Here is a 22,508-nt window from a genome sequence, read left to right as displayed (position 1 = left end):
GGCTCAGGGCGTCACTCGTCCTGCCACCAGTCGAACGGCAGGCACGGCTCCTCGCCGAGCCAGCTCTCGATCCAGTCGCCGAGGTGCAGCGGCGTGCAGTCGGGCGGGTCCACCGGTTGGGGCGGCTTCACCGGTTCGGTCGGCACGGCCGGGGTGTCGCCGCCGCGCCCGGAGAGCAGATCGCGGTAGACCTTGGACGACTCGGGATTCTCCTTGCACTGCCAGACGCCGTGCGGGCAGTAGTCGGTGACCGTGTGGTACAGCGGCTTCTTCTCGGCCATCCATTTCAGCATGCCGCGCATGTACTCTTCGTTGTCGCCGTTGCGGAACAGACCCCATTCGGGATAAGAAATGGGTTTCTTGTGCGCCGCCGCGAAATCGACGTGCTTCTGGAGCCCGTACGGCTCCGCGACCTGCTCGTCGAATGACATTCCGCGCGGCTGGTCGTACGAGTCCATGCCGATGATGTCGACGACATCGTCACCTGGATAGCACCGCGTCCAGGGGATGGCGTCGCGCCCTCTGCTGGGCGTGAAGTCGAACTGAAACTTCTGTCCGGCCACCGAACGCATCGTGGTGACGATCCTGCTCCAGTACCTCTTCCAGGACTCCGGGTCCGGGCCACAGCGATGGGTGTAGGTCGTGCCGTTCATCTCCCAGCCCAGCACGACCACCGTGTCGGGCACGCCCAGGTCGACCAGGCGTTCGGCGAGCACGCGGAAGTGCCGGTCGAAGCCACCGGCGGCGCCCCGCCGCAGCATGCCGGCGACGTCGCCGTCATCGACTCCCTCCTCGTTCCGTTCGAGCATCGGCACGTTGAGGACGAAGAGCCTGTCGGCCTTCTCCTTGCGCCACTGCGCCCAGTCCTCCAGGAAACTGGGGGCGCCCTCGATATTGCTCCACAGGTCGCCGGGGAGGTAGGTGTGCCCGACCCGGAGCTCGGTCCCGCCCAGCCACTCGCTCAGCTCACTGATGCGCCGCACCCCGCGAGGGCCGTAGTCGAGATACGCGCCAAAGGCGGGCGCCTGCTCCGAAGCCGAGGCGGGAGCCACCGGAGCCACCGGATCCACCGGCCCCGCAGGCGCGACCGGGCCGACCGAGGCCAGCGGAGCCACGGGAGGCACGGGGACCACAGAGGCCGCAGGGGCCGCAGGGGCCGGGGAAGCCGCAGGAGCACCAGGTGCCTGCGGAGTGCCCCCAGGCGGTTCACCGTCGCGCACGATGCCCGTCGCATACCCCGGCGCCGAGGCGAGAGCCACCGCCGAGACGACCCCCACACCGAAACCGAGGAAGGAAAGACGTTTTCCGTGCCGCCGACGCCATGCACCCGAATCCATAACCGCTCCTCTTCCTCCGCCGCCGCCCACTGACACTTCGTCATATTTATTTCTATTGCGCCAATCGAGTTTCTAATCCCGCGATCCGTCACATCGCCCATATGGACGATCGAGCAGTGAGGGCGACCTTGCCTCCTCTGGACACACGAATTCCCGCGGTTCTTTTGAGGATCGACCGCAATCCCTTCCACCACGGGACGCTGGGCGCCGTGCGCTCCCTGGGGCGCGCGGGAGTGCAGGTCCATCTGGTGGCGGACGACCACGGCAGCCCCGTACGGCACTCCCGGCATCTGCACCGGCTGTACCCGCCGCCCGCCCCGGGGGCGCCGCTCGACGAGGTGGCCGCCGTGCTGCACCGCGTCACGCGCCACCTCGCGGCGCCCGCCGTGCTGATCCCCCTGGACGACGCCGGCGCCCTCGCGGTCAGCGCCCTGCACACGCGGCTGCGCGACCGTTTCCTGCTGCCCCGCTCCACGGACGGCACGGCCGAGCGCGTCGCGGACAAGGCCGCCCTTGCGCAGGTCTGCGCGCGGGCGGGCGTGGCGCACCCGGTGACGCTGGCGCCGGAATCCGCCGCCGACGCCGTCAGCGCCGTGGCCCGGCTCGGCGTCCCCGTCGTGGCGAAGTGGAGCCGCCCCTGGCTGCTCCCGCACGACGCGGGGCTGCGCAGCACCACCCTGATCGGCTCCCCGCACGAGGCTGCGGCCCTCTTCGAGCGCCGTACCGAGGCCGGCAGCCGGCTGCTGCTACAGACCTTCGTGCCGGGCGCCCGGGACGCGGACTGGTTCGCCCACGGCTGCGCCGGCCAGGACGGTGTCGTACGCGGTGGTGGTACGGGCGTCAAGCACCGCTCCTGGCCGCGCTCGGCAGGCCTGACGGTGAGCGGCGAATGGACCGCGAACCCCGAGCTGTGGTCCGTGACCGAGCGGTTGATCGCGTCCCTCGGCTACCGGGGGATCTTCGACCTGGACTTCCGCAGGGACGCCGTGACCGGGGAGTTCCACCTCATCGACTTCAACCCGCGCCCCGGGGCCCAGTTCCGCCTCTTCGCCGACGGCGCGGGCACGGACGTGGTGCGCGCGCTGCACCTGGACCTCACGTACCGGCCCGTCCCCGCCCCGCACCCCCTTGAGGGGCGCACCTTCGTCGTGGAGAACTACGCCCCGCTGACCGCGCTGCGCCTGCTGCCCCGGCCCGGTCGGCGCGATCCCTCACCGCCCGTCGAGCTCGCCTGGCACGCGGGCGACGACCCCGGCCCCGGGGCGGCCCTGCGCCGCCTGTGGCTCCGCCGTGTGACGCGGCGGCTGTGGGACGGCATGGCCCACCGGGCGCGGAGGGCCCTGATGGCCTTCACCCTCGGACGGCGGGCACGGCGGGCCCTGATGGCCTTCACCCTCAGACGGCGGACGCGAAAGGTCGTGATGGCCTTCACCCTCAGACGGCGCGCACGGAAGGTCCTGATGGCCTTCCCCTTCGGCTTCAGCAGCCGGCCGCAGGAGCGCACCCCCGCCGTCGTCCCCGGACAGGCGTCCAGGGAGCGAGCCGTCACCGACGTACGACCGCGCTGATCGGGTGGAACCGCGGCCCCCGCGAGGCGTGGCACGCCCGCCCGCGGCCCGCGGCCCCTACGCTCGCCTCAGGTGACGCGGAGACGGCACCGGGCCCGGCTTCCGTGTATGCGATGGTCCACCGAAGCCGGGCCACCAGTCCCCGGCCGCTCTTCTGAGTGACGCGGCGGGCGAACGGGTGAAGGCCACGTTCCGTACGAGCCGTCAGGTGGTGCACTGGGTGTGCTGCACGGGACAGGCCGGGTCGCCTCCCTTCCAGCCGTCGGCATCCATGCCGTGGGCGAGCGACACCCCCAACGGGCCGGCCGCCCCACCTCGCGCGTCGGCAGGGAAGCGCTCGCGTCCAGACTTCCCTGCCGGCGTCTGCCATTTGAGCCCCGCTGCCTGGCAGGCAGCGGGGCTCAACTGATGATGCGCGCGGGGATGTGTCGTCGGCGTCCGGCCGACCTGGTGACAGGCCGGCCTAGCGATGGGCCGGCCTAGCGACGGGCCGACGTGGCGAACCTCCGGCGGTAGAGGATCGCGCCGCCCAGCAGCAGCCCGGCGCTCCCGGCCGCCACTCCCAGCAGCGCCGCGTCCACACCCGTGGCTGCCAACTCGGCCCCGGGAGCGGCCGCGCCGATCGGGCGGTCGGACCGGGTCGTCTGCGGCTCGTGCTTCGGTGGCTCGGGCGACTCGGATGCCCTGAACGCCTCGGACGCCTTGGAATCCTTGGACGTCTTGGACTCCTTGGACTCCTTGGACTCCTCGGGGGTGGCATGGGGGTCGGGCTCGGTCCGGGGCCGCGGCCGGGGCCCGGGGCCCGGGCCCGGCTTGGTGGCGTGGTCCGGCGGGGTATCGGCGTACCGCTGGTCCCCATTGACGCAGTCGCCGCCCATGGCGCCCGAAGCGATCGACACGACGCCCACGTGGTTGCCGCAGACGTTGACCGGGACCTTGACGGGGGCCATCACGTTGTTGCCGGACAGCGCCCCCGACGAGTGGACCGCTTCACCGTGCGCACTGGCACCGCTGGTGCGGGTGGTACCGGTGGTGCGGTGTTCGGCCCGCGCCGTCGCCGCCGGACCCGACGGCCGATGCGAGGGGCCGGGGTGGTGCTCGGCGGGTGCGGAAGAGTTGCCGCAGCTGTTGTCGGCCACCGGGTTGGCGGCTCCGACGGCGTTCACCGAGTTGCCGCAGACGTTGACCGGTACTTCCACCGGCGCTTGCACGGTGTTGCCCGACAGGATGCCGGACGCGTCCTGGGTCTGCCCATTCGCCTCGGAACTGGCGAACGCGGAGACACTGGACAGGGACAGGATGCTCGTGGCGGCCGCGGCGGAGAGCATTCCTTTGCTTAGGACCTGTCGCAATCTACTGGTCTTTCTCTGTGCGATGCGATGGGAACCGGCCCCACAGCCGGGAGAGCTGCCGAGCCGGCGAAGACGCCGTAACAGCCGGGTCCTACCTCAGGCATTGACGCACTTGTTGCCGGCCGCCGGGTTCAGGAGAGCGACGACGTTCACGGTGTTGCCGCAGGCGTTGACCGGAATGTGGACGGGAACCTGGACGACGTTGCCGGAAACGACGCCCTCGGAGCCGACGGACGAGCCTTTCGCCCCTGCGTCCGCGAATGCCGGAGAGCCCATGCCCAGGACCATGACAGCACCGGTGACGAGGGTCGCGCTCTTCTTCAGCTTCACAGCTTTTCCCTTCTTCGTGCCACGCCTGAACGACGGCCGCGGCCGCGGCCGAGCGGGGAGTTCCTGTTCCCGCACCGTGACCTGAGCCCTGCTTAACGAGTGACGGGAGAGGAGGAAACCAAAGCACCGAGCTCGCGGGGAAGTTCACTCGAATGCGAGCAGGAAGGGAGTTGTCGACAACGAAACGGAGCCGTCACGGCGGAATATCTTCCGCTTTACGGATTCGCGCGCCCCGGACCGCGACCCGGACCGCTACTCAGACCACTGCTCAGACAAAGAAGCTGTCGTGGCGTATCCGGAACTCGTCGAACTCCTCGCCGCCCTTCTGCGCCATCTCGGCGACCTTCTCGAAGTACTCCTCCCGCGGCGCCCCGGGCGAGAAGAGCAGCAGCATGGACGCGGGCTCGTCGGAGTCGTTCTTGAAGGCGTGCAGTCCGCCGACCGGTACGTAGAGGAAGTCACCGGCGCCCGCCTTCGTCCAGCGGTCGCCGTCGTACAGGTCGACGTGGCCGGACAGGACGAAGAAGGACTCGGAGATGCCCTTGTGGAAGTGGGTGGTGGGGCCCGGGGCCTTGGGGCCCATGTCGACTTTGTAGAGGCCGAACTCGCCGCCGGTGTCGGCGTGCGTGGCGAGGTAGTGGGTGTGGTTGCCGCCGGGACGGGAGAGCTCGGGCGGCTGGTCCGCCGAGCGGAAGACGGCGCTCACTTCGCCCTTGTCGCCGAGATAGCGGGGCTCGGGGTACGACATGGTCGGCTCCTTCGGTCGTGGTGTCGCGGTCTCGTGGTGTCACGGTCTCGTGGTGTGCGACGCGAGGAAGTCTGCCGGGCAGGAGCGGGCGGGGCAATGATCTTTGGGCCGAGGGTCATCGATTCATCACAAAGCAGACGTAGCCCCGCGTACGTGACTCGCCTACTGCTCATCGAGGACGGCCCGGCCGTGCAGAAGGGCGTGACCCTGGCGCTGCGGCGGCACGGGCACGAGATCGAGGCCGCCGACAGCGGCGAGTCCGGGCTCTTCGCCGCCCGACGCGTCCTGCGACCGGTGCGCCACCTGCGTACGGCCGCCGAACGGCTCTCCTCCGGCGCCCTCGACACCCGCCTCGATGTCTCCGGGCACCACGAACTCGCCGGTCTGAGCCGTACGTTCACCACCATGGCGGGCGCCCTGGAGAAGGACGACGCCGAACTGCGCCGCATGGAGGCGAACGCCCGCCGCTTCGCCGCCGACGTCTCCCACGAGCTGCGTACGCCGCTGGCCGCGATGACCGCCGTCACCGAACTCCTGGACGAGGACGCGGACTCCGGACAGCTGCCCCCGGAGACGGCCGACGCGATGCGCCTCATCAGCGGCGAGACGCGCAAACTCGCCCGCATGGTCGAGGACCTGATGGAGATCTCCCGCCTCGACGCGGGCGCCGCCGCCCTCCATCTCGACGGCATCGACGTCGCGGAGGCCGTCCGCAAGACGCTCCAGCTGCGCGGCTGGCAGGACCGTGTCGCCACCGAACTCCCTGACGGGCTGCGGGCGTCCCTCGATCCGCGCCGCTTCGACGTGATCGTCACCAACCTCGTCGGCAACGCGCTGCGGCACGGCGGCTAACCGGTCCTCGTACGGGCGTACGACGACGGGAACACCCTCGTCCTCGTCGTCGAGGTCGCCGACCGCGGCCCGCACCCGCTCCGAGGGCAGCGGCCTCGGGCTCGCGATCGCCATGGAGAACGTACGCCTGCATCACGAAGGACGCGTGAAGAGGCTGCTGCTCTCCCTGTCCGCCCTGCTCGCCCTGGTGTTCGCGGTCAGCGGCTGCGGGGTGTCCGCCACCGGCCCCGTCCCGGCGGGCGCGGCGGCCGACCGGCGCGGTGCGGCCCGGCACGCGCGCGTACGACGCCAGACTGGACTTCCTCGGCGCATGGGGCATGCAGTTCGTGTCCCGCAGGTCCGACACCCCCGTCGGAGCGCAGTAGGCCGTCGACCTGCTCCTCGCGGGGCCGACCGACGCGGAGCGGGAACGGGGGCTCGCCAGTCCGGTCCCGGAGGAGCTGCGCGACCCTGTGACCGCGCTGCCCGCGCGGGGCACCGTCGACCTCCACCTGCCCGTAGTCATCGCGCAGTTGGACCACACCACGGTGAGCCAGCTGGCGTGCACGAACCTGACCTCGACGGTGAAAGCCCGGACGAGAGCAAGGGCAAGGGGACGTGGGATCTGCGCTGTGACGGGACGGGCAACGCCTATCCCGCGCGCTGATCCTTGACGCCCCGTTCCGCTGGGGGTTCCGTACTGTCACGATGCGGAGTCCGGAATGCAGGGGGAGTCGTCCTCAGTGGGGGCGGGGTGGGAGGCGTGCATGGCAGAGGTGTTCTTGCGGCGGCTGAGCCGTTGGCAGGCGGAGCAGCAGCGGGAATCCGTCGCCAACCTCTACGTAGAGGCCTATCAGGGCATGGCCGGCGACGAGTACCGCGACCGGCAGGGTTTTCTGCGGCGCTTCGAACACGACGTCCAGCAGCCCGACTTCGACATGGTCGTCGCCGACTCGGGGGGCCTGGTCGGCTGCCTCTACGGCTACCGCGCCGCGCCCACCGGTGAGTGGTGGGAGGGGTTCCGCGGCATCCTGCCGGCCGGCATCGAGGAGCAGACCGTTTCGGGGCGGGTGTTCCTGCTGAGCGAGCTGATGGTGGCGCCCGCCCACCGCAGGACGGGCGTCGCCACCCGCCTGCGGGCGCTGCTCCTCACCCGGCACATCGCCGATGTCGTCGTCGCCGTCATCAAACGGGACGACGATCAGGGGCGGGACGTGCTGCGGGCCTGGGACTGGGCGAAGCTCGGCGAGTTCGACCCCGGCCGGGAGGGATGGCTGCGCCCGCCTTCACCACTGCCCTGAGCGTTTCCACGTCTCCACGTCTCCGCGTTTCCATGTCTCCGCGTTTCCGCGTTTCCGCGTTTCCGCGGACAGCCGTCAGACCTTGGTCGCCTTCAGGGAGTACATGAGCGGGACGCGGGGGCGGTCCACGGGGAAGCGGTAGGCGCCGTCGCGACCTCCAGCGCGCCTCGCCGATGGGGTGCTGCCACTCGACGGAACGGTTGTGGACGGTCGGTGAGCGGATGGAACTCGGCGACGTAGAGAAAGCCGCCGGGCGCCACGAGCGAGGCGGCGGTCTCGGCCCGGCGCTGGATGCCGGGCAGCCGGCAGAGCGCGCCCACTCCGGTGTAGACGATGCCGTACGCGGTGTCGGGCACCGCCTGCGGCGCGTCGTAGCCGACGGGACACTGGAGGCGCAGCAGTGACTGTCCGCGCGGCAAGTTATCCACAGGGTGGGGACCCTCGCCAGCGGATTGTCGGCGACTGCGGGCACTATGGGGGGCATGAGCGAGACGGGTGCCGAGAAGGCCACGGGGTCGAAGTCCATGCCGGAGATGCCGGAGATGCCGGACTGGGAGAAGCGGTTCAGGGCACCACGGGTGTCGCTGCCGGACTGGGCGGAGGACGCGCCGCAGCGCTCCCTGTTCGTGTCGAACGCGACGGGGACGTACGAGCTGTACGCATGGGACAGGACGACGGGCACCCAGCGCCAGGTCACCGACCGGCCGAACGGCACGACGGACGGCGTGCTGTCGCCCGACGGCGAGTGGATCTGGTGGTTCAACGACAAGGACGGCGACGAGTTCGGCGTATGGATGCGCCAGCCTTTCGCCGGGGGCGAAGACGAGCCCGCGGTGCCGGGCCTGGAGGGTTCCTACCCGGCGGGGCTCGCGCTCGGCAGGGACGGCGGGACGGTGGTCGTCGGCCGCTCCACGGACGAGGACGGTTCGACGATCCATGTCGTACGTCCCGAGGGCTCCGACCCGGTGGAGGTGTACCGCCACCGGGAGTCCGCGGGCGTCGGCGACCTCTCCCACGACGGCACGCTGATCGCCGTCGAGCACACGGAGCAGGGCGACGCGATGCACTCCGCGCTCCGCGTCATCAGGCCCGACGGCTCGACGGTCGCCGAGCTGGACGACACCAAGGGTGGCACGGTCGAGCTGGGGCTAGAGGTCCTCGGCTTCGCGCCGATCGACGGGGACACGCGTCTGCTCGTCGCCCACCAGCGGCGCGGCCGCTGGGAGCCGATGGTGTGGGACGTCGCCTCCGGCGAGGAGAGTGACCTCGCGCTCGGCCTGCCGGGTGACGTGAGCGCCGAGTGGTATCCGGACGGCTCCGCGCTGCTGATCGCGCACGGCTTCGAGGCGCGGGGTGAGCTGTTCCGCTACGACCTCGCCTCGCGGGAGCTCGTCCGCATCGAGACGCCCGCGGGCTCGGTGTCGGGGGCCACGGCCCGCCCCGACGGCACCGTGGAGTTCATGTGGTCTTCGGCGGCCGAGCCGCCGGTGGTGCGTTCGACCTCGGGCGGCGTGGTCCTGGACCCGCCCGGCATGAAGGCGCCGAAGTCCGTCCCGGTCCAGGACGTGTGGGTGGACGGGCCTGGCGGCCGCATCCACGCCCTCGTGCAGAAGCCCGCGGGCGCCTCGGGGCCGCTTCCCACCGTCTTCGAAGTGCACGGCGGGCCCGCCTGGCACGACAGCGACTCCTTCGCGGCGGGCCCGGCGGCCTGGGTCGACCACGGGTACGCGGTGGTGCGGGTCAACTACCGGGGCTCCACCGGGTACGGCCGCGAGTGGACGGACGCCCTCAAGCACCGCGTGGGCCTCATCGAACTGGAGGACATCGCGGCGGTCCGTGAATGGGCGGTCACATCGGGCCTCGCCGACCCCGCCCGGCTGGTCCTCGCGGGCGGCTCCTGGGGCGGCTACCTCACCCTCCTCGGCCTCGGCACGCAGCCGGACGCCTGGGCGGTGGGCCTGGCGGCGGTGCCCGTCGCGGACTACGTGACGGCGTACCACGACGAGATGGAAGCCCTCAAGGCGTTGGACCGCACGCTGCTGGGCGGCACGCCGGAGGAGGTCCCGGACCGCTTCACCGCGTCGTCCCCCCTCACGTACGTCGACCAGGTCAAGGCCCCCGTCTACATCTCGGCGGGCGTCAACGACCCGCGCTGCCCGATCCGCCAGGTCGACAACTACGTGGACCGGCTGGCCGCGCGGGGCGCGACGCACGAGGTCTACCGCTATGACGCGGGCCATGGGTCACTCGTCGTGGACGAGCGCATCAAGCAGGTGGCCCTGGAGCTGGACTTCGCAGCCCGGCATCTCCCGGGCGCCGGGGGCGGGGCTTGAGCGGTGCCCTGGCGGGGCCCCGCGGGCGGCTTCTGGAGCGGCCCAGACCGTCGCGGAGCGGCGGGGGCGCGGGGTACCCCACGGCTCAGCCCCCCGCAGGGGCCCCGTACCGTGGAGGTGTGTACCGGTTTCTGCTGACGCCCCGATGGTGGGGGATCAACGTCTTCGTCGCGCTGGCCATCCCTTTCTGCATCTTCATGGGCTCCTGGCAGCTCAGCCGCTTCGAGGACCGCGTACAGGACCACGAGTCCGCCAAGGAACAGGCCAGGGAGCAGGCCGAGAAGCAGGGCGCGCACGGTCGCCAGGGCAAGGCCAAGCCCCTCGCTTCGCTGCTGCCCGTCGACCAGGAGACCTCGGGCGAGCGGACCACGGCCACCGGCCGGTACGGCAAGCAACTCCTCGTACCGGACAGGGAGTTGGACGAGAAGCGCGGCTTCTACGTACTGACTCTGCTGCGCACCGACACCGGCAGGTCACTGCCCGTGGTCCGCGGCTGGCTCCCCGGTGACGCGAGCGCCGCGAAGGCCCCGGCCGCTCCCACGGGCGAGGTCACGGTCACGGGCGCCCTGCAGGCCTCCGAGAGCCCCGGCTCCAACGGGGTCAGCGCCGTCGGCGGCCTCCCCCGGGGCCAGCTGGGCGCGATCAGCTCCGCCTCGCTGGTCAATCTCGTACGCGACGACGTGTACGACGCCTGGGTCACCCTCGACAAGGGCGACTCCGGGATGAAGGCGGTCCCGGCGACCGCGCCGAGCAACACCGGTCTCGATCTGAAGGCGTTCCAGAACCTCGGCTACACCGGCGAGTGGTTCGTCTTCGCGGGCTTCGTGGTCTTCATGTGGTTCCGCCTCTTCCGCCGCGAGGCGGAGTTCGCCCGCGACGCCCGCCTCGGCCTGCTGCCCGAAGCCGAACCCGAAGCCGGAGTCGGGACCGGGGCCTAAGACGCCGGCAGGATCCCCGTGCGGTAGACCGTCCCCGCGCACGCGTTGGTGACCGTCGCCGCTGCCGAGGGCGCGCCCGCCTCCGCGGTCAGGGACACCATGACGCTGCCGTCGGCCACTCCGCCGTCCGCCCGCCCCAGCTGGGTCTCCGTGCCGTCGGGCGTTCCGCCCTCCGTGGTGCCGCCGCCGTCGGTGGGCGTGGGGTCCGGCGTGGGCTCGCCGCCGTCCGTCGGACACGCTTCCGACGGCACCCAGGCGAACCGCACCTCGTAGGCCGCGCCGGGCTGCAGGACGAGCGGGCTCGCCTCCAGCGAGGGGTCGGGCAGGGCACCCGCGGCGTCGCCCGCCGTGTGGTCCACCACGGTGACCTTCACGGGGTCGGCCGCGCCCTGCGCCGTCACGCCGACCGCGCCCGCGGCCTCGACCGTGCAGCTGCTGGCGGAGATATTGGTGACGCGGAAGCTGCCGTACACCTTGTTGTCCGCGTCCGCCGCGCCCGCGCTGCCGGTGGCGCCGAGCTGGGCGGCGGAGCAGACGGGCGAGGTGGCGGCTTCGGAGGCGCCGGGGTCGGGTGATCCCGTACCGCCGCCGCCCGTGCCACCCTTCCCCTTGCCGCCCCTCTTGCCCTTCTTGTCCTTCTTGTCCTTCTGTTTGGACTTGCCGGGCTTCTTGTCGGAGTCCTTCTGGCGCTCGTCGGGACCCTTGCCCTGGCTGGAGCCGCCCTGCGACTCCTGGCTGTTGCCCGCGATCGAGGGCCGGTCGTCCGAGCCGCCACCGGAGTTGGTGACGTGCACCAGGGCGGGGACGGCGGTGCCGATGAAGAGCGCGGCGGCGGCGAGTCCGACGACGGCCTGCCGCTTGCGGGCCCTGCGGGCGGGCACTGCCTGCCGCAGGTGTTCGAGGGAGCGCTCGCTCGGCTCGATCTCCTGAACGGCCTGCCGCATCATCCGCCGCAGCGCGAGCTCGCCGGAATCCGGACCGTCCGCACCGATCCCGTCGAAGTCGAAGTCAGGACTGCCGGAACCAGGGCCGTCGGCGCCGACCCCCTCGGCATCGACCCCCTCGGCGCCGGCCCCCTCCGCACCGATTCCCTCGGCACGATCACGATCCGGTCCGTCTTCGGGGTCGTGATTCACGTTTCCGTTCCCGCCATGCCGCTCAAATCCGCCCTGCTCGTCACGCTTGCGCTCACTCATGCCGGCGCCCCCATGGCGACCCTCAGGGCCGCGATGCCGCGCGAGCCGTACGCCTTCACCGAGCCGAGTGATATGCCCAGGGTCTCGGCGACCTGCGCCTCGGTCATGTCGGCGAAGTAGCGCAGCACGAGGACCTCGCGCTGGCGCCGCTGGAGGCCGCGCATCGCCTTGATCAGCTCGTCGCGCTCCAGCAGGTCGTACGCGCCCTCTTCCGCGCTCGCCATGTCCGGCATCGGCTTGGAGAGCAGCTTCAGGCCGAGGATGCGGCGCCGAAGGGCGGACCGCGAGAGGTTCACCACGGTCTGGCGCAGATAGGCGAGCGTCTTCTCGGGGTCCCGCACCCGCTTGCGCGCGGAGTGGACCCGGATGAAGGCCTCCTGCACGACGTCCTCGCAGGACGCCGTGTCGTCCAGGAGCAGCGCGGCGAGGCCGAGCAGCGACCGGTAGTGGGCGCGGTAGGTCTCGGTGAGATGGTCGACTGTGGTGCCCGCGGTGATGGTCATGGTGTCGTCAGCGCCTTCACGCTGCGACGGGATGCGGGCGGGCCGCGCCGCGGGCATGGGCGCGATCACCGGCATGCCACCGGCCGCGCGGGTACGACGAGGGGGACGCAGCGCTGCCGCGCCTCTCGCCTGTACTGCTGTGAAGTCGAGTACCTCTGCCACGCCTGTTGGACACGCTTCCCCCCGTCAGGGTTGTACGCGTCCGGCATCGCGTTTGCGGCGAGTCGCGCGGGCACCGCTCGTGACGATGCATCAAATGCCCCCATGCGTACCAGCTCTTCCCCTATGCCCCGTTTTTTGCGGCGCTCAGGCCACCCAGAGGGCGACCGCTAAAGACGCCCCCCGCCCCGTCGCCGGTTGCAGGATCGGACGCGAATCTTCGAACGCGCAGATGATCCAGTTAAAAGCGCCCTGGGCCACCGAGTTGGACACAGAACTTACACAGATCCCACGGGGAACTCCGCGCTGGGGCGGCATACCGATCGGTTCGTGACGGCATACCGATCGGTCGGGCCCGGAGTGAATCAGCCGGCGGTGAACTCCTTGGCCACCAGCTCGGCGATCTGCGCGGTGTTCAGCGCGGCGCCCTTGCGCAGGTTGTCCCCGCACACGAAGAGCTCCAGCGCGGTCGGGTCGTCCAGCGCGCGCCGCACCCGGCCCACCCAGGTCGGATCGGTCCCGACCACGTCGGCGGGGGTGGGGAACTCCCCCGCGGCCGGATTGTCGAACAGCACGACGCCGGGCGCGGTGGCGAGGATCTCGCGTGCGCGGTCGACCGTGACCTCGTCCTCGAAGCGGGCGTGGACGGTCAGGGAGTGCGTCGTGATGACAGGCACGCGTACACACGTGGCGGCGACGCGCAGCCCCGGCAGTCCGAGGATCTTCCGAGACTCGTCCCGGACCTTCATCTCCTCCGACGACCAGCCGTCGTCCCGCAGCGTCCCGGCCCACGGCACGACGTTCAGCGCCACGGGCTCCGGGAAGGGCCCCGTGTCGTCGCCGACGGCCCGGCGTACGTCCCCGGGGCTGGTGCCGAGATCGGAGCCCGCCACGAGCTTCAGCTGGCGCCGCAGCGTCTCCACGCCGTCCCGTCCCGCGCCGCTCACGGCCTGGTACGAGGAGACGATCAGCTCGCGCAGCCCGAACTCGGCGTGCAGCGCGCCGACCGCCACGATCATGGAGAGCGTCGTGCAGTTGGGGTTGGCGACGATGCCGCGCGGCCGCACGCGCGCGGCGTGCGGATTGACCTCGGGCACGACGAGCGGCACGTCCGGGTCCATCCGGAAGGCCGCGGAGTTGTCGACCACGACGACGCCCTTGGACGCGGCGAGCGGCGCCCACTGCGCGGCCACCTCGTCGGGCACGTCGAACAGGGCGACGTCGACCCCGTCGAAGACCTCCTCGGACAGGGCCAGGACCTCGACCTGCGCACCGCGCACGGCCAGCTTGCGGCCGGCCGAGCGCGGTGAGGCGACGAGTCGGATCTCGCCCCAGATGTCGGCGTGCTGCGACAGGATCTGGAGCATGACCGTGCCGACGGCCCCGGTCGCTCCGACGACCGCGAGCGTCGGCTTTCGGCTCATCGGCCGGTGCCTCCATAGACCACGGCCTCGTCCGTGTCGGAGTCCAGGCCGAAGGCGGTGTGCACGGCGCGCACGGCCTCGTTCACGTCATCGGCGCGCGTGACGACCGAGATGCGGATCTCGGAGGTCGAGATCAGCTCGATGTTGACGCCCGCGTCGCTGAGCGCCTCGAAGAAGGTCGCCGTGACACCGGGGTTGGTCTTCATGCCGGCGCCGACGAGGGAGATCTTCGCGATCTGGTCGTCGTAGCGCAGGGAGTCGAAGCCGATGGCCGAGCGCGTCTTCTCCAGGGCGTCGATGGCCTTGCGGCCCTCGTCCTTGGGAAGGGTGAAGGAGATGTCGGTCAGGCCCGTCGAGGCGGCCGACACGTTCTGCACGACCATGTCGATGTTGACCTCGGCGTCCGCGATGGCGCGGAAGATCGAGGCGGCCTCGCCCGGCTTGTCCGGCACGCCGACGACCGTGACCTTGGCCTCGGAGGTGTCGTGCGCGACACCGGAGATGATGGCCTGCTCCACCTTGCGGTCCCCTTGCGATTCGTTGCTGACCCACGTGCCCTGGAGCCCACTGAAGGACGAGCGCACGTGGATCGGGATGTTGTAACGGCGTGCGTACTCCACACAGCGGTGGAGGAGCACCTTGGACCCGGAGCTGGCGAGCTCCAGCATGTCCTCGAACGAGATCCAGTCGATCTTCCGCGCCTTCTTCACCACACGCGGGTCGGCGGTGAAGACACCGTCCACGTCCGTGTAGATCTCGCACACCTCGGCGTCGAGCGCGGCGGCGAGGGCGACGGCGGTCGTGTCCGACCCGCCGCGGCCCAGCGTGGTGATGTTCTTGCCCTCCTGGCTGACGCCCTGGAACCCGGCGACGATGGCGATGTTGCCCTCGTCGATCGAGGTCCTGATCCGGCCGGGGGTGACATCGATGATCCGCGCCTTGTTGTGGACGGAGTCGGTGATGACGCCGGCCTGGCTGCCGGTGAACGACTGGGCCTCGTGCCCCAGGTTTTTGATCGCCATGGCGAGCAGCGCCATGGAGATCCGCTCACCAGCGGTCAGCAGCATGTCGAATTCCCGCCCGGCGGGGATCGGCGACACCTGCCCGGCAAGATCGATCAACTCATCCGTCGTGTCGCCCATCGCCGACACCACGACAACGACCTGATGGCCGTTCTTCTTGGCGTCGACGATTCTCTTGGCGACCCGCTTGATGCCCTCGGCATCGGCTACGGAGGAGCCTCCGTACTTCTGCACGACAAGGCCCACGTGCGCTCCTCGCTCAATCCGTTGTGCGGTCGGCTCAGTTTAACGAGCGACCGAAATTCGCCTCGCTGATATCACATCGTGAGATGTCCCGCTCACTGAGTGATCACCACGGGCATACGTCCCCGCTTGTCGGGTCGTACGTTCCGGCCGCTCGGCTTGGCACATGCCCGCTGTGGAGCGCTGCACTCCGGAAAGTGGGGCGGGTCACAGCCGCGCTGGCGAAACCGCACCGCCGTACTACTGCAACGGCTTCACCGTGTGCAGACCCAGCGGTCCCGCGATCTCCTCCGCCATCACCCTGCCCGCCTCCTCGGCGAGCGCGTCCTCCGCCAGGTCCTCGTCCGTGTCCAGGCCGTCGAGGTCTTCCAGGGGCTGGTTCAGGCGTACGTGGGCCACCAGGGACTGAAGGGCGCGCAGGGCGGCCGACGCGGTGGAGCCCCAGTTCGAGAAGTACGAGAACTGCCACCACCACAGGGCCTCCACCGTGCGCCCCGCGCGGTAGTGCGCCAGGCCGTGGGAGAGGTCCGCGACGACGTCCGCGAGGTCGTCCGAGATACGGGCGGCCACCGGGGCCTTACGGGGCTCGTACGGGTCGAAGACCTCGGAGTAGACGTCGATGGGCTCCAGGAGCAGCGCGAGGCGCTCGCGGAGGTCGTCCACGTCCTGCTCGGGGCCGAGGTCCGGTTCGTACCGCTCCTCGGGGACGATGTCCTCGTGCGCGCCGAGACGGCCGCCGGCCAGCAGGAGCTGGGAGACCTCCAGGAGGAGGAAGGGGACCGCCGAGTCGGGCTCGTCGCCCTTGGCGACCTCCCTGACCGAGACGATGAAGCTCTCCACCTGATCGGAGATCTGCACCGCGAAGTCGTCCGGGTTGTCGATCGCGGTGTTCAGCGTGGCGTCAGACATCTAGGAGTCGTCTCCCCTCGAAAGCGCGGCCCAGGGTGACCTCGTCCGCGTATTCCAGATCTCCCCCGACAGGGAGTCCGCTGGCCAGGCGGGTGACCTTCAGGCCCATGGGCTTGATCATGCGGGCGAGGTACGTCGCCGTGGCCTCGCCCTCCAGGTTCGGGTCGGTCGCCAGGATCAGTTCCGTGACCGTGCCGTCGGCGAGCCTCGCCAGGAGTTCCCGTATCCGCAGGTCGTCCGGGCCCACGCCCTCGATCGGGCTGATCGCCCCGCCCAGGACGTGGTACTTCCCGCGGAACTCGCGGGTCCGCTCGATCGCCACGACGTCCTTCGGCTCCTCGACGACGCAGATGACCGAGAGGTCGCGGCGCGGGTCGCGGCAGATGTTGCAGAGCTCCTCCTGCGCGACGTTCCCACAGGTGGCGCAGAAGCGGACCTTGTCCTTCACCTCCAGGAGCGCGTGCGCGAGGCGGCGCACGTCGGTGGGCTCCGTCTGGAGGATGTGGAAGGCGATCCGCTGCGCGCTCTTGGGACCGACGCCGGGCAGCCTGCCCAACTCGTCGATGAGGTCCTGAACCACGCCTTCGTACAACGGAACGCCTTTCCTGAAGATCCTGGGGCCCTGAGGTCCTGAGAAGGTTGCCGACCCTCTACGTACGGTAGTTGGCCGGGGGGTTTCTTAGAAGGGAAGGCCCGGGATGCCTCCGCCGCCCAGGCCCTGGGCCAGCGGGCCGAGCTTCTGCTGCTGGAGCGCCTGCGCGTTCTCGTTGGCCGCCTGGACCGCCGCGACCACGAGGTCCGCCAGCGTCTCGGTGTCCTCCGGGTCGACGGCCTTCGGGTCGATCACCAGGCCGCGCAGCTCGCCGGAGCCGGTGACCGTCGCCTTGACGAGACCGCCGCCCGCCTGGCCGTCGACCTCCGTGCGCGCGAGCTCCTCCTGCGCGGTCGCGAGGTCCTGCTGCATCTTCTGGGCCTGCTGGAGCAGCTGCTGCATATTGGGCTGGCCACCACCGGGGATCACGATCAGCTCTCTTTCCTAAGGGTCCACGTGGCGGGGTTTCCGCCTGAAACGAGCCTACGTGGTCAGGGGTGTCGACGCCCCAGCACTCTTTCGAGTGAGGTAGACCGTCTTCCCATACCTGATCAAGCACCTCTTCCGGGCGGAAAAGCCGCGAACCCGGGCTCGGGCCCACCCATTGGGCGGTAGGACTTGTGCCACCGCATCGGCACGGAACGTTGCGCCGCCGCAGGAACAGCACAAACAGCGGGAACAGCGGGAACAGTCAGGGATCTCGTAGAGGAGTGCCGGGTGAGCCAGCCGGAGATGCAGCCCGAGGGGGTGCCCCCCGAAGGGCAGGGTGCGGGGGCGGGTGCCGGTGCGGCCGCCGGTGCGGGCGGGCAGCGGCTGGGGGATCTGACCGGGCGGGTCTTCCCGCTCGGTGACTGGGGTGAGCCCGCCGAGCGGCTCGACGAGCTGTACCGGTGGGTGGAGCAGGGCGCGCTGACCACCGCCAAGTGGTATCTCACCGACCGCGGCTGGAAGCGGCGCGGGGCGCGGCTGCTGCGGGCGGGCGCCGCGCTGGGCGCCGTGGGCGCGGGGGCGCTGCCGCTGCTCGATCTGGCCGGGGCCATGGAGTCCGTGGCCTCGTGGGGCTTCGTTTCGCTGCTCGCCGGGGTGGCGTGCGTCGGGTGCGACCGGTTCTTCGGGCTCACGTCCGGGTGGATGCGGGACGTGGCGACCGCGCAGGCCGTGCAGCGGCGGCTGCAGGCGCTCCAGTTCGACTGGGCGTCGGAGAGCGTGCGGGAGGTGCTCGGGCCCACGGAGGGGACCGCGGGGGAGGCGGCGGAGCGGTGCCTCGGCGTGCTGCGGAGGTTCTCCGAGGACGTGACGGAGCTGGTGCGGGCGGAGACGTCGGACTGGATGGTGGAGTTCCGGGCGGGGCCCGTGCCGCTGGTCATGCAGGCGATGGTGACCGGGCACGCCCGGGAGGCTCCGGCTCCGCCCGGGCGGACTCCGCTGCCGCCCGGGGCGCGGCCGAACATGCCTCGGCAGCGGCCGCCGGAGCCGAGATAGGACTCCGGAGCCGAGCCAGGGCACCGGAGCCGAGCCAGAGCACCGAAGCCTTGGGCGGGCTCGTCTCCCTCAGCTGTGGATGATCACTGCGTCTCAGCTGTAGATGATCATCGAGCCTTGCGCGAGGCTGCGGGTCGTCGCCGCGTGGAGGCCCAGCCACACATGGCGTTCTCTGGCGAAGGGGCTCTCGTCCGGAGGGGCCGGGGCCGCCGGCTCTTCCAGGGACGTCGGGGCCGCCGGTGGCCTGGGGGCCTGTGGAGGGTTCGACGGATCTATGCCGATCGACGGGGCGACGAACTCCAGTTCCCGCAGAAGCGCCTGGGAGGAGCCCAGCGGGCCGCCGCCCGCGAGGAGTTCGTCGTTGGAGAGCGGCGCCGGGAAGTCGACGGGGACGTACGCGCCCGCGTGGTCGTAGTGCCAGACCAGGTGCGACTGCTGGGCCGTGGCGTCGAACATCTCCAGCAACTGCTCGTAGTCCCCGCCCAGTTCGTCCACCGGCGTCACTTCGAGGCCGCAGATCCGCAGGAGGTAGGCGCGGCGCAGGAAGTGCAGCGCGTCGTAGTCGAAGCCCGCGACCGGGGCGACGTCACCGGAGAGGCCCGGCATGTACGAGAAGACGGGCACGGGCGGGAACCCGGCCTCGTGCAGCGCCTTGTCGTAGGCGGCGATCTCTTCCGCGAAGGGGTTGTCGGGGCTGTGGCACAACACATCGACGAGCGGGACCAGCCACAGGTCGCAGGCCAAAGAAGACTCCTCGGGTCAGGGTCGGTGGACGGGACGTTCGTAGCTGTGCAGCCGTGCGTTGCCTCGCGTTCAGGCAGCGTAACCGCGCCCCGGGTCCGCTAGCTGCCCTTGTGCGCATCCCGGTTGTCCCGGCCGTCGCCGCCACCTTCGTACAGGTCCCATACCCACACGCCGTCCACCCACCGCGCCCGCCGCCCGACGAGCGCGTCCACGGTGGTGCGCAGCGCGGCGTCGTGCGGCTGCGGGGGCAGCACAAGGACGCCCGCCTTCCAGTACGCCAGGTCGTCGCGGGCCGCCTGGCGCCAGGCGGCGCCGACCTTCGGGACGCGGCCCGAGTCGCTCACTTCGCGCAGCAGGTTCGAGGTGTTGCGGGGCACGGGGCCGTAGATGCCGACGCGGTCCGGGCCCCAGGGGCCGTTGAAGTAGCCGCCGGGGAGGCGGAAGCCCAGGCCGGCGACGGTCTGCCAGTGCAGGGCCTCCGCATGGGCGGCGTCGGGCACCGGGATCGGTACGAGCGTCTCGTCCTCGCCCAGGTACGCGCGCCAGGTGCCGTGCGCGATGAACGGCGGTACGTCGACCCGGTCCACGGCCTTGAGCGGCGCGGGCACAATCGGCAGCAGGGCGAGGGCGACGGCGGCCGGACCCGCGTACCGGGTGGCGCCCCGGCCCGCCGCCGGCAGGCGGGCGAGGGCCAGCGCGAGCAGCATGCCGAGCGCCGGGGCGCACACCATCGCCACGCGCCCCTCGATGACGGACTCGAAGAGCGGCCGGTGGCGGATCAGCGCCCACGGCCCCGGCAGGACGACGTCCGTCAGCGGGATGCGGAACTTCGGGCCGAGCGAGAGCAGCGCCGCAGCGAGCACCGTGAAGGCGAGCGCCTTGACCACCGCGCGCTCCCACAGTCGTACGACGATCGCGAAGGCCAGGGCGGTGAGCGGCCAGCCGTAGAAGGCGTTCTGCTCGGTCGGGTTCAGGGCGAGGGCGTCGGCGCTCTCCTTGGCGCCCGCCAGCGAGCGCTCCGCGAAGGAGATGAAGGCGAGCGGGCTGTTGCCCGCGTTGTCGCCGTGCAGCACGCTCTTGTAGCTCTGGGCGCCGAAGAACTGCCAGTACAGGGGGTAGGCGACCAGCGGGAGGGCGACCGCGAGGGCTATGCCGATGCCGCGGGCGAGCGGGCGCCAGGACGCGCGTGCCACGTCCCGGCGTACGACCGCGTACGCGAGGGCGAAGAGCAGCATGCCGAGCGCCGCCAGCAGGAGCGGTTCCTCGCCGAGGAAGATCTGGTACGTCGTGAAGAGGCCGAGGACGACCCCGTCGCGTACGACCCGGGTTCCCTCGCACAGCAGCAGCGCCCTGTCGATGATCAGCGGGATCATGAACAGGACGATGAAGTTCGGGTGGGCGTTCGCGTGGCTGATCATCGGGGGCGCGAAGGCGGCGAGCGCCGCACCGACGGCGGCGGCGCCCCGGTGGGCGACCAGTCGCCTGACGATCAGCCAGTACCAGGCGACGGCGGTGGCGGCCAGGCCGCCGGTCATCGCCACGTTCAGGGCCAGTGCCGGGCCGAAGAGCCAGGTCACGGGGGCGAGCGGGACGGAGAGACCGAGCATGACCGTGTTGGCCATGAGGTTCACGCCGTCCGGGAAGTTCTGGAGGGTGGTGAAGAGCGGGTTGTCGAAGTGGCGGACGTTCTCCGCCGTCACCGCGAAGAACCACTCCCACTGGTTCTGGTCCTGCATGGAGTCGGGGATGTAGCGGTGGGCGGGGGACGTCCAGCGCTGCGCGTAGAGGGTGACCGACAGGGCCAGGAAGAGGAGGGCGACGAGGACGTCGGCGCGGCGGATCGTGCGGCGGACCGCGCGGGCCTTGAGGAGGGTCAGTTCGGCGAGGACCCTGACGTAGTCCAGGGGCCTGACCTTCGAGCCCTCCTGGTGGGACCAGCGCACGGGCACCTCGGCGACCGGCCAGCCCGCCCGGCGGAAGTACTGGAGTATCTCGACGTCTATGCCCCAGCCGCGCAGCCGGGACGCGGCGAAGGCCTCACGGGCGCGGTCGCCGTCGAAGAGCTTGAAGCCGCACTGGGTGTCGCGGACTCCGGGGACGGCGACCGACCGTATGAGGAAGTTGCCGGTCCGGCCGAGCAGCTCGCGCAGGCGGTGCTGGTGGGCGCCGATGGTCGCGCCGGGGCGCGCCCGGGAGCCGATCGCGGCCGTGTGCCCGTCGGCGAGCGCCTTGTCGAGGTGGTCAAGCTCCTCTATGGGCGCGGCCAGGTCGGCGTCGGTCACCAGGACACGACGGCCGCGCGAGGCCAGGACGCCCAGGCGCAGGGCGTGGCCCTTGCCGCGGTTGCGGTCGCTCCGGACGAGCTGGACGCGGGGGTCGTCGGCGGCCGTTTCGGCGGCGATCTGTGCGGTGCGGTCGGTGGAGCCGTCGTCCACGACGATCAGCTCCCACGCGCCCTGGTCCGTCGAGTCGAGGTGTTCGCGGATGGCGGCGAGGGTGGGGCCGAGGCGGCGTTCTTCGTTGTACGCGGGGACGACGACGGTCAGATCTGTACTCATGTCTGTGCCGGTGCCTGTGCCCCTGCCTGTGCCTGTGCCTGTGTTCGAGTCTGCGCTCATGCGGTGGCCAGGCGCTCTATGAGGGACAGGGAGTGCGCGTTGTACTCCACGACGATCGCGTGGGCTCCCGTCGGGTCGCGGCGCACCAGGGCGTCGACCAGCTCGGTGTGCCGGGACCAGAGCGCGCCGCGCAGGTCGCCGCCGCCTCCCTCGCTCCAGCGGCGCAGATGGGTGACGGCGCACACCCACGACTTCACGCGCAGGCGGTGCAGGAAGTCGGAGAGGTAGGGGTTGCCGAAGAGGGCGCTGAGCTCGCGCCAGAAGCGCAGGTCGTAGCCGATCAGGACGTTCAGGTCACCGGCGCAGGCCGCGCGGGCGGCCTCCTCGCCTCGGCGGCGTACGGAGAGCAGCGCGTCGCCCATGTCGTCGCGGGCCCCGGCGTTCTCCGCGAGGTCGCGGAACATGCCGTCGGCTATGAGGCTGCGGGCCTCCAGCATGCCGCGGTAGTCGGCCAGCGTGTGCTCGTGCACGCGGAAGCCGCGGTGCTGGTCGGCGTCCAGGAGGCCCTGCGCCGTCAGGTTCACCAGGGCCTCGCGGACGGGGGTCGCGGAGACGCCGTACTGGTCGGCGATCTCCTTGACGGTGAACTCCTGGCCCGGCTCCAGCCGGCCCGCGAGGACCTCGTCGCGGAGGGCGTCGGCGATCTGCTGGCGCAGAGTGCTGCGGATGACGGCGGGGCCGTCGGTGCCGGGCATCTGGGTTCCCCCACGGAGTCTGGCGTGGTCGCCTGGTGCGGTCGTCTTGCTGGTCTCGCTTACTAGCGCGGGGAGGTCAGACTACGCGGTGGGGGGTCTGGGGGGCTGGGGTGGTTCTTCCCGCGGGGGTTGTTCGGGGGGCCTGGGCCGCCGCTGCGCGGCGGATGTCTCCCACCCACCCAC

At 71.1% G+C, this 22,508-nt stretch carries 19 protein-coding genes and 2 pseudogenes; 6 read left to right on the top strand and 15 right to left on the bottom strand.

All coding sequences use genetic code 11. From position 1 onward, the window contains the following. Positions 1-11: 11 nt before the first annotated feature. Positions 12-1,337, bottom strand: a complete 1,326-nt coding sequence (locus ACWDVB_RS33275) for a glycoside hydrolase family 26 protein (protein WP_451518952.1) — start codon at positions 1,335-1,337, stop codon at positions 12-14. A 101-nt stretch (positions 1,338-1,438) separates the two neighbouring features. On the opposite strand from ACWDVB_RS33275, the gene ACWDVB_RS33270 reads away from it, so the two are divergent. After that, positions 1,439-2,905 carry a carboxylate--amine ligase gene (locus tag ACWDVB_RS33270; RefSeq protein WP_451518953.1) on the top strand — a complete coding sequence of 489 codons (1,467 nt, stop codon included), beginning with the start codon at positions 1,439-1,441 and terminating at the stop codon, positions 2,903-2,905. Positions 2,906-3,384: 479 nt separating this feature from the next. On the opposite strand, the gene ACWDVB_RS33265 is transcribed toward ACWDVB_RS33270, so the two are convergent. The 3 genes from ACWDVB_RS33265 to ACWDVB_RS33255 form a co-directional block, all read right to left on the bottom strand. Continuing rightward, entirely contained in the window at positions 3,385-4,233 is an 849-nt protein-coding gene (locus ACWDVB_RS33265; RefSeq protein WP_451518954.1) for a chaplin, read from the bottom strand. A gap of 120 nt (positions 4,234-4,353) precedes the next feature. After that, positions 4,354-4,581 (bottom strand): chaplin, encoded by a 228-nt coding sequence (locus tag ACWDVB_RS33260; protein ID WP_451518969.1) that lies wholly within the window; start codon positions 4,579-4,581, stop codon positions 4,354-4,356. A gap of 274 nt (positions 4,582-4,855) precedes the next feature. Further along, positions 4,856-5,335, bottom strand: a complete 480-nt coding sequence (locus ACWDVB_RS33255) for a cupin domain-containing protein (protein ID WP_451518955.1) — start codon at positions 5,333-5,335, stop codon at positions 4,856-4,858. Between the two features lie 264 nt (positions 5,336-5,599). On the opposite strand from ACWDVB_RS33255, the pseudogene ACWDVB_RS33250 reads away from it, so the two are divergent. Together ACWDVB_RS33250 and ACWDVB_RS33245 are read left to right on the top strand one after the other, a co-directional pair. Continuing rightward, positions 5,600-6,320, top strand: a pseudogene (locus ACWDVB_RS33250) (histidine kinase dimerization/phospho-acceptor domain-containing protein); the annotation flags it as partial. 613 nt (positions 6,321-6,933) lie between these two features. After that, a complete protein-coding gene (locus tag ACWDVB_RS33245; protein WP_451518956.1) occupies positions 6,934-7,467 on the top strand; it encodes a GNAT family N-acetyltransferase in 534 nt (177 codons plus the stop codon). A gap of 75 nt (positions 7,468-7,542) precedes the next feature. Here the strand turns inward: ACWDVB_RS33245 and ACWDVB_RS33240 are convergent. After that, positions 7,543-7,841: pseudogene (locus tag ACWDVB_RS33240) on the bottom strand (SAM-dependent methyltransferase); the annotation flags it as partial. A gap of 108 nt (positions 7,842-7,949) precedes the next feature. On the opposite strand from ACWDVB_RS33240, the gene ACWDVB_RS33235 reads away from it, so the two are divergent. Next, positions 7,950-9,800, top strand: a complete 1,851-nt coding sequence (locus tag ACWDVB_RS33235) for a prolyl oligopeptidase family serine peptidase (RefSeq protein ID WP_451518957.1) — start codon at positions 7,950-7,952, stop codon at positions 9,798-9,800. Between the two features lie 119 nt (positions 9,801-9,919). Beyond that, positions 9,920-10,738: an SURF1 family protein gene (locus ACWDVB_RS33230; protein ID WP_451518958.1), complete on the top strand. Its 819-nt coding sequence runs from the start codon at positions 9,920-9,922 to the stop codon at positions 10,736-10,738. Here ACWDVB_RS33230 and ACWDVB_RS33225 read toward each other — a convergent pair. The 7 genes from ACWDVB_RS33225 to ACWDVB_RS33195 all read right to left on the bottom strand — a co-directional run bounded on the left by ACWDVB_RS33225 (position 10,735) and on the right by ACWDVB_RS33195 (position 17,215). Beyond that, positions 10,735-11,934, bottom strand: a complete 1,200-nt coding sequence (locus ACWDVB_RS33225; protein WP_451518959.1) for a hypothetical protein — start codon at positions 11,932-11,934, stop codon at positions 10,735-10,737. The genes ACWDVB_RS33230 and ACWDVB_RS33225 overlap by 4 nt on opposite strands. After that, positions 11,931-12,599: a SigE family RNA polymerase sigma factor gene (locus tag ACWDVB_RS33220; protein WP_451518960.1), complete on the bottom strand. Its 669-nt coding sequence runs from the start codon at positions 12,597-12,599 to the stop codon at positions 11,931-11,933. Before ACWDVB_RS33220 ends, ACWDVB_RS33225 begins: the two co-directional genes overlap by 4 nt. Positions 12,600-12,961: 362 nt before the next feature. Continuing rightward, positions 12,962-14,020 carry an aspartate-semialdehyde dehydrogenase gene (locus ACWDVB_RS33215; protein WP_451518961.1) on the bottom strand — a complete coding sequence of 353 codons (1,059 nt, stop codon included), beginning with the start codon at positions 14,018-14,020 and terminating at the stop codon, positions 12,962-12,964. Beyond that, the gene (locus ACWDVB_RS33210; protein ID WP_451518962.1) at positions 14,017-15,288 is read right to left on the bottom strand and encodes an aspartate kinase; all 1,272 of its coding nucleotides are present in this window, start codon (positions 15,286-15,288) and stop codon (positions 14,017-14,019) included. Before ACWDVB_RS33210 ends, ACWDVB_RS33215 begins: the two co-directional genes overlap by 4 nt. A gap of 237 nt (positions 15,289-15,525) precedes the next feature. Beyond that, positions 15,526-16,194: a DUF5063 domain-containing protein gene (locus tag ACWDVB_RS33205; protein WP_451518963.1), complete on the bottom strand. Its 669-nt coding sequence runs from the start codon at positions 16,192-16,194 to the stop codon at positions 15,526-15,528. Further along, complete coding sequence (gene recR / locus ACWDVB_RS33200; protein WP_125514107.1) at positions 16,187-16,786, bottom strand: recombination mediator RecR; 600 nt, start codon at positions 16,784-16,786, stop codon at positions 16,187-16,189. Before recR ends, ACWDVB_RS33205 begins: the two co-directional genes overlap by 8 nt. Positions 16,787-16,873: 87 nt before the next feature. After that, positions 16,874-17,215, bottom strand: coding sequence for a YbaB/EbfC family nucleoid-associated protein (locus ACWDVB_RS33195; protein WP_451518964.1), 342 nt, complete (start codon positions 17,213-17,215; stop codon positions 16,874-16,876). Positions 17,216-17,503: 288 nt separating this feature from the next. Here ACWDVB_RS33195 and ACWDVB_RS33190 point away from each other — a divergent pair, with 288 nt between their 5' ends. Further along, positions 17,504-18,268, top strand: a complete 765-nt coding sequence (locus ACWDVB_RS33190) for an SLATT domain-containing protein (protein WP_451518965.1) — start codon at positions 17,504-17,506, stop codon at positions 18,266-18,268. 93 nt (positions 18,269-18,361) lie between these two features. Here ACWDVB_RS33190 and ACWDVB_RS33185 read toward each other — a convergent pair whose 3' ends face one another. The 3 genes from ACWDVB_RS33185 to ACWDVB_RS33175 all read right to left on the bottom strand — a co-directional run bounded on the left by ACWDVB_RS33185 (position 18,362) and on the right by ACWDVB_RS33175 (position 22,325). Continuing rightward, complete coding sequence (locus ACWDVB_RS33185) at positions 18,362-19,012, bottom strand: hypothetical protein (protein ID WP_451518966.1); 651 nt, start codon at positions 19,010-19,012, stop codon at positions 18,362-18,364. A gap of 98 nt (positions 19,013-19,110) precedes the next feature. Next, the gene (locus tag ACWDVB_RS33180) at positions 19,111-21,570 is read right to left on the bottom strand and encodes a dolichyl-phosphate beta-glucosyltransferase (protein ID WP_451518967.1); all 2,460 of its coding nucleotides are present in this window, start codon (positions 21,568-21,570) and stop codon (positions 19,111-19,113) included. Between the two features lie 56 nt (positions 21,571-21,626). After that, positions 21,627-22,325 carry a GntR family transcriptional regulator gene (locus tag ACWDVB_RS33175; RefSeq protein WP_451518968.1) on the bottom strand — a complete coding sequence of 233 codons (699 nt, stop codon included), beginning with the start codon at positions 22,323-22,325 and terminating at the stop codon, positions 21,627-21,629. Positions 22,326-22,508: the final 183 nt, after the last annotated feature.

It is taken from the genome of Streptomyces sp. NPDC003379 (assembly GCF_053589195.1).
This window is presented reverse-complemented; position numbering and strand designations above follow the sequence as displayed.

Coding starts and splice junctions, on each gene's coding strand:
- ACWDVB_RS33275 (WP_451518952.1), bottom strand. CDS start 1,337: ATGGATTCGGGTGCATGGCGTCGGCGGCACGGAAAACGTCTTTCCTTC.
- ACWDVB_RS33270 (WP_451518953.1), top strand. CDS start 1,439: ATGGACGATCGAGCAGTGAGGGCGACCTTGCCTCCTCTGGACACACGA.
- ACWDVB_RS33265 (WP_451518954.1), bottom strand. CDS start 4,233: ATGCTCTCCGCCGCGGCCGCCACGAGCATCCTGTCCCTGTCCAGTGTC.
- ACWDVB_RS33255 (WP_451518955.1), bottom strand. CDS start 5,335: ATGTCGTACCCCGAGCCCCGCTATCTCGGCGACAAGGGCGAAGTGAGC.
- ACWDVB_RS33245 (WP_451518956.1), top strand. CDS start 6,934: ATGGCAGAGGTGTTCTTGCGGCGGCTGAGCCGTTGGCAGGCGGAGCAG.
- ACWDVB_RS33235 (WP_451518957.1), top strand. CDS start 7,950: ATGAGCGAGACGGGTGCCGAGAAGGCCACGGGGTCGAAGTCCATGCCG.
- ACWDVB_RS33225 (WP_451518959.1), bottom strand. CDS start 11,934: ATGAGTGAGCGCAAGCGTGACGAGCAGGGCGGATTTGAGCGGCATGGC.
- ACWDVB_RS33215 (WP_451518961.1), bottom strand. CDS start 14,020: ATGAGCCGAAAGCCGACGCTCGCGGTCGTCGGAGCGACCGGGGCCGTC.
- ACWDVB_RS33205 (WP_451518963.1), bottom strand. CDS start 16,194: ATGTCTGACGCCACGCTGAACACCGCGATCGACAACCCGGACGACTTC.
- ACWDVB_RS33180 (WP_451518967.1), bottom strand. CDS start 21,570: ATGAGTACAGATCTGACCGTCGTCGTCCCCGCGTACAACGAAGAACGC.
- ACWDVB_RS33175 (WP_451518968.1), bottom strand. CDS start 22,325: ATGCCCGGCACCGACGGCCCCGCCGTCATCCGCAGCACTCTGCGCCAG.